This window comes from Caballeronia arationis (genome assembly GCF_001544975.2).
GTDB lineage: Bacteria > Pseudomonadota > Gammaproteobacteria > Burkholderiales > Burkholderiaceae > Caballeronia > Caballeronia arationis.
Window position 1 is genome coordinate 1 of sequence record NZ_FCOG02000210.1, and the last position, 7,094, is coordinate 7,094.

Here is a 7,094-nt window from a genome sequence, read left to right on the forward strand (position 1 = left end):
TTCCATCGATGCTCCATATCGGCAAAATGCCCACTCATTATAGGCGTTTTGCCATGCCGCGACAACCCGCGTCCAGCGACCTTACAAATGCGGGTCGCTGTCGACACGAGGTTGCCGCTCCGCCGAGATAATTGGCTCTTAGCGGAGGGCGTGATTTTGCGAAACGGGGCTGACTCGGACGGGTGGTGTCCTGCGGATACCCAACAGGCAAGACCCGGCCAGTTGCAGCCACTGGATCGACCAAAGCGGCGGTCACTTGAAAGGCCGCTTTGCTCTGACATCGGTCCCTCTACGCTCTCCTTGCCACGAGAAGGAAGTTACAAGAAGGTTGCCTAGACTGCCTTCCACTACCCCAAAACGTCGTGGAATCGCTACATATGATCGGAGTGTCGAGAACTCGGCATCATTTAATTAGTCGCGCGCCCCTCAGAGCGTAGAGCGCTTACTAGTTCCCATCGGTCGCAAAGTCGCTTAATACGCGTTTGATATTCCTTGCAGCCACAAGCGCACTCGGATGACACGAGCGAGGACAGCCAGATCGAAGTTACCACTTTCGCGAGATATGTGATCGAGCGCACCGACGACAAACTCTTAATATGGTTCGTCAATTTTGAGCGGGGCGCCAAATATCGTACTTTGTGAAACTAAAATGAGAGTGAGTGCTACTAGCGAAACGCTCTGGAGGCTGGCTGTCACATTTCGGCTTGCGAATAGCTCCCACGTCGCCTACGCTCAGTAACGACGTTTAAATTTTGAATCCGCTTGCCAACGTCAGCCGCCTCTAGACATTCCGCTAGACGCCGCAGCAAGGAGGCAACGTGCCCGAGGTGATTTTAATAGCCGCGCCTTATGCTGCGTTGGAGCGGCCGTCGATCGGAATTTCTCAACTGAAGCAAAACCTGCTAGATGCAGGCATTGATACTGTTTGTAAGTACCTGACTTTTGAATTCGCCGAATTAATAGGTTTGCAACGCTATTGCGCGCTGGGACAGTACACTAATCCTGCGGAATTGGTCGGTGAATTTACGTTTTCAAAAGCAGCCTTCCCAGATTTTAATGCGGACGAGTATGAATATGCTCGGCAGGTGTGTACGCCATCCTACGGGCATCAATTTGTCTTTTCAACCTATTTTTTGTGCAATGATCCAAAATCATTGGCAATCGAACTTCGAAAAATCCGTACTCTTGCGACAGAGTTCATAAAAAGGTCTGCTGCGGTAATCTGTGAGATGTCGCCACGGATAGTCGGCTGCACCTCGACTTTTGAGCAACACTGCGCGAGTTTAGCGCTTTTAAGAGAAGTGAAGCGCATTAGACCCGACATCATCACGATGTTAGGCGGGGCAAATTGCGACAGCGCAATGGGAGCGCAGACCGCTGCAAGTTTTCCTTGGATCGACTACGTCATTTCGGGGGAAGCAAACGAGACGTTACCCACTATTTGCAACCAAATTTTGGCCGGAGACGCTCGCTGCGCGGATCACCAAGTAGGTGTTTTAACGCGCAGGTCTGCGAAACTAGCAATTGCATCCCGGTGTTACCCACTCGCTGTAATCGAGAATGTTGATACAATTCCTGTCCCGTGCTTCGCAGATTACTTTGAAGCTCTCTCGAGATATTCGATGCAATCGGCCATTTGTCCCGGAGTGACTGCCGAAACCTCACGCGGATGCTGGTATGGAGCTGTTAAACATTGCACTTTCTGCGGCCTGAATGATAATTCAATTGCCTTCCGATCTAAGAGCGCAGACAACGCATATCGTTATCTTAAAGCAATCCGCGAGCGCTATTCCATAGCAGACATCGCACTGACCGACAACATTTTAGATCTTCGCTACATCCGATCCGTTTTTAATCGTTTCAATGATGAGGGAATAGATGTCAGATTTTTCGTAGAGACTAAGGCAAACCTGAAAAAGAACCAGGTTGAGGAGATGGCAGAGAATGGTATCCGTTGGATACAACCAGGAGTTGAATCGCTTAGCACGTCGATGTGCGAACTTCTTGACAAAGGAACAAATTGCCTAACTAATCTGGCGTTATTGAAATTTTGCTTAGAAGAAGGTATTCACGTTAGCTGGAACATGTTAGTGGGCGCACCCGGCGAAAGCGATGTTTGGTTTGACGAAATCTGTGAACTGATACCGTCGATAACTCATCTGCAGCCGCCCACGGGGGTATCGCGTGTCCGATACGATAGGTTTAGCCCGTACTATGAGCAGCAGTGTAGATTCGGTCTATCACTGAAACCCTACTGGTCCTATTCGTTCGTTTACCCCCTCGAAATCAGCGAAATAAAAAATCTCGCTTACTTCTTCCAATCTTCTAGTAACTTTGGCTCTAGTTTCGCGTCATCGAGTACGATTGAAAGATTGAAATCAAAGGTCCGTGAATGGAGAGACATATTCGGTGATGCCTTTGGTTCAGGACGGAGGCATTTCCAAATTAGACCAGGCTTGGACAGAGACGTGGTCCTTGATACGCGAGATGGTACACGGAAATATCATGTCCTTACGGGATTATACCGTGACTTATATCGCGCTTGTCGCGAGCCGACCCTAATCTCCACCCTTCACCTTCGACCCGAGGTACAAAAATATGGAGTGACGGAATCGGCAACACAACAGGTAGTGGCATGGTTTAAGGCGAGGCAGCTTGTCTTGCTTGACTCAAAGAAAATACTCGCGCTTGCGAACTATCCACCAAAGAGACTTATTCCTCGAAATGACCAATTTCCTGGAGGCTATGTGTCGGTTGAAACTCAAAGCTAGCTCATCATATTGGTTTAAGAATGGAGTTGGTGAATGGATGCCATCCAAGATTTAAATAATCAGTTCACGACTCTCGATGACGTGCTCCGGCTTAAACCCGGGGTGACTGTCGTCCTGCTTTCGTCGGAACGATGCGCAGTGTTTGACGGAGAGTCGGAACATCTATTTAACGGCGAGCTGTTTTTTGCTGTGTGTAAGTCAGCAGCATCTCCAGTACGAGTCGGAGAATTGGCAGGACGATTCTTTTCTAGTCGTATTGCGCAAGTGTTTTATGTAGTCGATATACTCGCTAGGCTAAGAATACTCGTTCGACCGTCGGCCGAAGGGGAGTGTGAATGGGGAAAGAGAGATCAAAACATTTTAGACAACTCCTACACCTTTCTTGTTCGTGGTGAATGGCCGCATAGCATCGGATGCATGATTCGAGAACTGCTAGGACACTACGCTCAGTTTAAAAGCACAAATACTGTACGACACAGTAAAACGGTTATGCTGTGTTTTGCAAGGAGTTATATCGCACCGCGCATGCGCCAACTCGAACAAGAGGCGACAACAACGGGTGTTTCATGGATCCCGTTTCGATTCGCGGGGCCGATCATTTGGTACGGGCCGTTGATAAACCCCGATTCTGATACTTGGGAAGCTTTACATACGCGCGTCAGCGAGACACACCCAATAGAGGCGTGGGCGTATGCAAAACCGAAGTCAATTATCGAAAATCCATTTCTTGATCCGGGCAGCCAGATCCAACTCTTGGAATGCGTTGTTCGCGTGATAAGAAACCTCAATCAAAACGATTCACATGAACTGTCGTCGCTCCACGCTGTAAATTCGCAAACATCGACAAGGACAATACACTCTCTTACGAGCCTGCGCTTTCCGGGCCGCCCAATCGCGAGATCTTCGAACGGTATGGTCGAAGGCTTCGGAACGGGCCGCACTCGACGCACCTTATCTGCCAGCGGTGGTACTCGATCACTGACTGAAGATGCCGTACTCGAAGAGATGCAGACCGTTTTCAGTCCCATAACTGGAATAATAAAAAGCATAAAGGAAGTAAAAACCGAACCCTACAAGTACGTGTTTCACGGTAGGGCGATTGTTCCAAGGTCCACGGCATGCAAGGCGCTCGATACACCACTTGAAATCGATTCCGCTGGAAAAGGTCTGGCCTACAAGCAGGCACGTGCGAGTTGTATGGGTGAGGCAATTGAGCGCTATTCAACGGTGTTTCGAGGAGACGAGAACCTAGTCGATGCGGTCGGGCATACGGCCGTGCGAAAAATAGGTATTACTGAGCTGGCCCACTACAGTGAACTTCAATATTCGAACAGAAACCGATGGAACGACAAATACAGAGGTATGTTCCATGTTTGCAAAAAGCCTAAAGAGGACAGTGTCCAAAAGTGGGTAAAAGCGTGGTCATTTACCTCAAGGGCGGAAGTATTGGTTCCGGCCATGTACTGTTACTTTTACTATCCGCATCGCGATGGAATTTCGCTCGACTTTCGTGCCGATTCTAACGGCTGTGCGTCTGGTGTGTCCTTTGCTGAAGCGGCACTTCAGGGTATCTATGAGCTAGTCGAGCGTGATGCGGTGGCACTCTGGTGGTACCGAAGGATGCGCCGGGGCCGAGCCGTTCTCATCGGACGGGCAAGAGAGTTGTACGAGCAGGCTCGGTTTCACTATTCGCGTGTCGGTCGCAACCTTGATCTACTAGATATAACGTCGGACATTGGAATTCCGGTGTATTGCGCTGTTTCTCACCGTGACGACGGCAAAGGGATAGGCTTAGGATTGGGTTGTCACGTCGATCCATTGACCGCTGCTGAACGTGCCGTCAGTGAACTTCACCAGTTTCTGGCGACACTAGAATCGAACGATGCCGTTGAACAGGTGAGACCAACGGCACGATTTGCGCAAGCGTGGTTTAGAGAACAGTCAATAGCGGATCATGTGCATTTAAATCCAGACGGGATATGTATTGAGACTGCGCGAAAGATTCCCAGTCTTTCACCGTGGCTTGAGGATGAAATCAAGTTAAGCATCTCAACTCTACGAAAAAGCAACGTTGAAGTTTTTGCAGTCGACCTATCAAGGCCAGAATGTCCGCTCCGCACGGTCCGTATTCTGTCTCCTCAGCTGAGGCATTTTTGGCCTCGATTCGGGCCAGGTCGTCTATACGATGCGACATGGGAATTGAGTCACCCCGTAGCGAAAATCGGGGAGAGTGATCTGAATCCGACGCCATTCTTCCTTTAGGAAAGTCATGATTAGCGAGCTTTTCTCTCAAGAGACTGACGTCCTACTTGAGCTATCAGACGAAAAAGAGACATATATACGGTCGGAACGCGAAAGCGATAGATCGACGTTGGTCGATTTGATAGTTCGCACACTCGCTGTACATGAAGCCATTAGTATTAGATCTCTCTGTAAGAGCATTCAATTTCGCAATCAAACTGCATTAACAATATTTACAGTAGTCAAACTGATTGAACAAGGTGTCGTAAACGTGCACTTCCGAGACTGCGAGACAGGTATATGTACGGTTCATTTCATTGGTCAAGAGAAGCTGCAAACAACGTTATACACTGAACGTACCGTAAAATGGTGCGACGCTAATTACCTGATAAGTAATTCAGGATATACGGTAATCTGCAATCCCCTCATCCGGATAGAAGTGAGAGTGCACAATTTCTCTCACCTTGAACCGATATTCGGTAGGAGTAGGATTAACATTAGAAAGCTTCCGTCCCCTGTGTGCAAACTTGCAAACATCTTATTCCAGACCGGTTTTTTGCACATACAATCGATATGTGCCGAAGATGATTGGCGTGTATGGGATTTTCACGATCTCCTGTTCCACGCTCGAACTCGCAGGCGAGACGACCGACTCGTGCGCGCGGGAACGTATCAGCGGCAATCACTAGTTCCGAGAGAAGACGCTGATCTGACAAACAAGTGGGGTGAAGTTTACCGCGACACAGAAGCTGCTATTGCACCGAACCTCGCGCGGGATCTCTTCAACGGGCGACAAACCATAAGAGGAAGGAGAGGCGAAATAGGACCACGCGATATGTTGGCGATGCTCGGTACGCTCCGTCGGTTTTCAATAGCTGAACATGATGCCGCAACTGCGCCCGTGATTAGGAATCGGTGTAACTATCCCTCAGCTGGGGCCCTTGACGAACTTGAATACTTTTGGGTGCATGATGGTTCTGGGCAGTTACGGGCCGGCGTATATCATTTTAATAAGAGTCACTTGTCGCTTGAAGAGGTGTCCGTTGACCAGGAAGCGGTTGACGTCCTTCTAAAGCGAGCAATGCTTACTTGGGGCAAAGAAAACGGTAGACCTCGTGGCTTGATCGTCATAACAGCCGATTATATAAAGGTCGCTTCGAAATACCAGAACATCGCCTACCGACTTTCTTTGCTCAATGCAGGAGTAGCACTGCAGTCGATTTATCTGGCTGCAAGTCTAGCCAACATCGGCGTATGTGCCCTTGGAACAGGTGATTCTCTTGAGTTCTCGAGGGTATCGCGAGTCCGTGAATCAAGCCATTTCGCTTTATGTGAAATTGCGGTCGCCGGTGCTTTGTAGTCCCGTTGTCAATCTTTGGAGGTAAACATGCCAGACGATACCGAGCAGCTCGTAGCAAATATTGTGGCGAGATCCTGGTCAGATCCGGAGTTTCGGAAAAGACTTTTTACTGATACTCGCGGCGCCTGTGCGGAATGTGGCCTTACATATCCGGACAATGTCGAAGTCCGTGTAATTGAAGATACACCGTCGATCAGACACATCCATCTACCGCCAGTACCATCTGACGACCAACTGGGTGTGCAGTACGTCGGAGGCGATGCTGCCGTAGGGAGCTCGTGCGGCACATGTCGTTGTTTCGAAGCTTCTGTTTGATGTCAGGGGCAGACGATCGAAGATCTGCGGGAGCTGAAAGGTGGACTGTCGTCGAGAATCCAATCCAAATTTTCAAATCCCGCCTTCACGTTCTTCGAACTCGGTCACGATGCGGCGATCAGCGTCACGAGCAGTGATTTCAGTAAAACATGAAGGAACTGGTTCGCAACCCTTTCGCAACTCGGGTGCCGATAGAAGCGGCCTCTTCAATCGCAACCTCAGCGTCGGCTATGGGCGAAGAGCGACGCCGCCCGGCGTGGACGTGCGTCCGCTGGACTTTAGAAGCAGACGCTGGGATCAGGACGGCCCGAAGGGCAGCTCGGGGTCGAAGAACGAAACCGCTCGCGCGGTAGGGGGCTACGGCCCGACTTGGCGGGCCTTGAGAGGGGAGCGGCGCGATTGCGTAT

General features: G+C 49.8%; 4 protein-coding genes. All 4 read left to right on the top strand.

Going from position 1 to position 7,094, the window contains the following annotated elements; translation table 11 throughout:
- Window positions 1–818 precede the first annotated feature (818 nt).
- Window positions 819–2,771 (top strand): RiPP maturation radical SAM C-methyltransferase, encoded by a 1,953-nt coding sequence (locus tag AWB81_RS39115; protein WP_087135513.1) that lies wholly within the window; start codon window positions 819–821, stop codon window positions 2,769–2,771.
- 33 nt (window positions 2,772–2,804) lie between these two features.
- The gene (locus AWB81_RS39120) at window positions 2,805–5,033 is read left to right on the top strand and encodes a YcaO-like family protein (RefSeq protein WP_087135514.1); all 2,229 of its coding nucleotides are present in this window, start codon (window positions 2,805–2,807) and stop codon (window positions 5,031–5,033) included.
- 814 nt (window positions 5,034–5,847) lie between these two features.
- Window positions 5,848–6,372, top strand: a complete 525-nt coding sequence (locus AWB81_RS46125) for a SagB family peptide dehydrogenase (RefSeq protein WP_159939010.1) — start codon at window positions 5,848–5,850, stop codon at window positions 6,370–6,372.
- A 27-nt stretch (window positions 6,373–6,399) separates the two neighbouring features.
- Window positions 6,400–6,687, top strand: a complete 288-nt coding sequence (locus tag AWB81_RS48995) for a nitrile hydratase subunit alpha (RefSeq protein WP_087135516.1) — start codon at window positions 6,400–6,402, stop codon at window positions 6,685–6,687.
- Window positions 6,688–7,094 lie beyond the last annotated feature (407 nt).

Excerpts from the sequence above, each read along its gene's own strand:
- AWB81_RS39120 (WP_087135514.1), top strand. The coding sequence starts at position 2,805 with ATGGATGCCATCCAAGATTTAAATAATCAGTTCACGACTCTCGATGAC.
- AWB81_RS46125 (WP_159939010.1), top strand. The coding sequence starts at position 5,848 with ATGTTGGCGATGCTCGGTACGCTCCGTCGGTTTTCAATAGCTGAACAT.
- AWB81_RS48995 (WP_087135516.1), top strand. The coding sequence starts at position 6,400 with ATGCCAGACGATACCGAGCAGCTCGTAGCAAATATTGTGGCGAGATCC.